Consider the following 3123-nt stretch of genomic DNA (forward strand, 5'->3'; position numbering starts at 1 on the left):
TATGTTAAGTTCTCGGCGGTTAGTACTCGTCCACTCCACACCTCGCAGTGCTTCCATGTCGAGCCTATCAACCCAGTCATCTTCTGGGCGCCTCACCAGCTATACGCTGACAGAGATCTCATCTCGAAGCACGCTTCCCGCTTAGATGCTTTCAGCGGTTATCGCTCCCGAACGTAGCCAACCAGCCATGCACCTGGCGGTACAACTGGCACACCAGCGGTTCGTCCATCCCGGTCCTCTCGTACTAGGGACAGCCCTTCATCAAATCTCTTACGCGCGCGGCGGATAGGGACCGAACTGTCTCACGACGTTCTAAACCCAGCTCGCGTGCCGCTTTAATGGGCGAACAGCCCAACCCTTGGGACCAACTCCAGCCCCAGGATGCGACGAGCCGACATCGAGGTGCCAAACCATCCCGTCGATATGGACTCTTGGGGAAGATCAGCCTGTTATCCCCGGGGTACCTTTTATCCGTTGAGCGACACCACATCCGTACGTTGGTGCCGGATCACTAGCCCCTGCTTTCGCACCTGCTCGACCCGTCGGTCTCACAGTCAAGCACCCTTCTACGCTTACACTCACCGACCGGTTTCCAACCGGCCCGAGGGTACCATTGGGCGCCTCCGTTACCATTTAGGAGGCAACCGCCCCAGTTAAACTACCCACCAGGCACTGTCCCCCGACCCGATCAGGGCCGCGGGTGAGACACACCATCAGATCAGAGCGGTATTTCACCAACACCTCCACCACGACTAGCGTCGCAGCTTCCCAGGCTCCCGCCTATCCTACACAAACCAAATAGTGCATCAATACCAAGCTATAGTAAAGGTCCCGGGGTCTTTCCGTCCTGCCGCGCGAAACGAGCATCTTTACTCGTACTGCAATTTCGCCGAGCATGTGGTTGAGACAGCGGGGAAGTCGTTACGCCATTCGTGCAGGTCGGAACTTACCCGACAAGGAATTTCGCTACCTTAGGATGGTTATAGTTACCACCGCCGTTTACTGGCGCTTCAATTCACCACTGCAGGCACAAGGCCTTGATGGATCCTCTTAACGTTCCAGCACCGGGCAGGCGTCAGTCCATATACCTCACCTCACGGCTTCGCATGGACCTGTGTTTTTAGTAAACAGTCGCTTCCCCCTGGCCTCTGCAACCCCCCACCGCTTATAGGCGCTTCGCCACACGGTTTGGGGCCCTCCTTCTCCCGAAGTTACGGAGGCAATTTGCCGAGTTCCTTAACCACACATCACTCGAACGCCTCAGTATACTCTACCTGACCACCAGTGTCGGTTTAGGGTACTGGCCGACTACCACTCGCTAGAGGCTTTTCTCGACAGCACGGGATCACCGAATTCACTCAAAAGAGCTATGCTTCAGCGCTCACCCTCCAGGCCGCACCTGGGAGACTCCGGATTTACCTAAAGTCTCGGGCTACCACCTTACCCCGCCTAATCCACCAGACGGTACGGCTACCCCACTGCGTCACCCCATCACTACGCTACACACGGAAAGGACCCCAACCACTCACCTGTGCAAGACAACCCGAAGGCTCCCTCACACCGGCTCACAGCCGGTTAGCACAACCGCTATCACTCATACGCGGCACTCGGGTACCGGAATATCAACCGGTTATCCATCGACTACGCCTCTCGGCCTCGCCTTAGGCCCAGACTAACCCAGGGCGGAACAACCGTCCCCTGGAACCCTTAGTCAATCGGCGCACAGGATTCTCACCTGTGTTTCGCTACTCATGCCTGCATTCTCACTCGTACCAAGTCCACCAGATGGGTCACCCCCCGGCTTCACCCCAGGCACGACGCTCCCCTACCCAACCCCGGCTGGTAAACCAACCGGGCATTGCTACGGCTTCGGCGGTGCACTTCAGCCCCGCTACATTATCGGCGCAGAACCACTCGACCAGTGAGCTATTACGCACTCTTTCAAGGGTGGCTGCTTCTAAGCCAACCTCCTGGCTGTCAACGCGACCCCACATCCTTTTCCACTCAGTGCACCCTTAGGGGCCTTAGCCGGTAATCTGGGCTGTTTCCCTCTCGACGACGGATCTTCTCACCCGCCGACTCACTGCCGCACTCAACACCATGGCATTCGAAGTTTAGCTGAGTTCAGTAACCGACACGGCCCATCACCCAACCAGCGCCCTACCACCACGGTGCAACACACGACGCTGCACCTAAATGCATTTCGGGGAGAACCAGCTATCACGGAGTTTGATTGGCCTTTCACCCCTACCCACACCTCATCCCCCCAGTTTGCAACCTAGGTGGGTTCGGGCCTCCACGACCTCTTACAGCCGCTTCACCCTGGACATGGGTAGATCACCCCGCTTCGGGTCTACAACACACCACTACGATCGCCCTATTCAGACTCGCTTTCGCTCCGGCTCCACCACAACGGCTTAACCTCGCGGCATACCATAACTCGCAGGCTCATTCTTCAAAAGGCACGCCATCACCCGCCTACAGCATCCAAAGACACTGCCGGGCTCTGACGGTTTACAGGCACATGGTTTCAGGCACTATTTCACTCCCCTCCCGGGGTACTTTTCACCATTCCCTCACGGTACTCTCCACTATCGGTCACCGGACCTCTTTAGGCTTAGCAGACGGTCCTGCCAGATTCACACGAGCCTCCACGAAACCCGCGCTACTCGGGTGCGCTCCCCAACCACCGCCATCATCCTTCATCTACGGGACTCTCACCCACTCCGGTCGGCTTTCCCACACCGTTCGACTAGACAACAACGCGCGATCCTGATTTCGGCAGAAACCAACGGAAACGTCCCACAACCCCTGACCCGCAACGCCTGCCGGCTATCACACGAACCAGGTTTAGCCTCCTCCGCTTTCGCTCGCCGCTACTCACGGAATCACTCTTGTTTTCTCCACAGCAGGTACTGAGATGTTTCACTTCCCCGCCACACCACAACCCGCCCTATACATTCAGGCGAGCGCAACCGGTCATCAAACCGGCTAGGTTACCCCATTCGGAAACCCTGGGATCACAGTCCAGTTGGCAACTCCCCCAGGCATATCGCAGCCTCACACGTCCTTCATCGGTCATCCGGCACCAAGGCATCCACCATGCGCCCTACACAACTTAAC

General features: G+C 57.4%; 1 rRNA gene. It reads right to left on the minus strand.

Features of this window, described 5'->3' with window-relative positions:
* Positions 1-3123 (minus strand): 23S ribosomal RNA (locus tag BLQ63_RS27550).

Source organism: Glycomyces harbinensis, from assembly GCF_900101745.1.
GTDB lineage: Bacteria > Actinomycetota > Actinomycetes > Mycobacteriales > Micromonosporaceae > Glycomyces > Glycomyces harbinensis.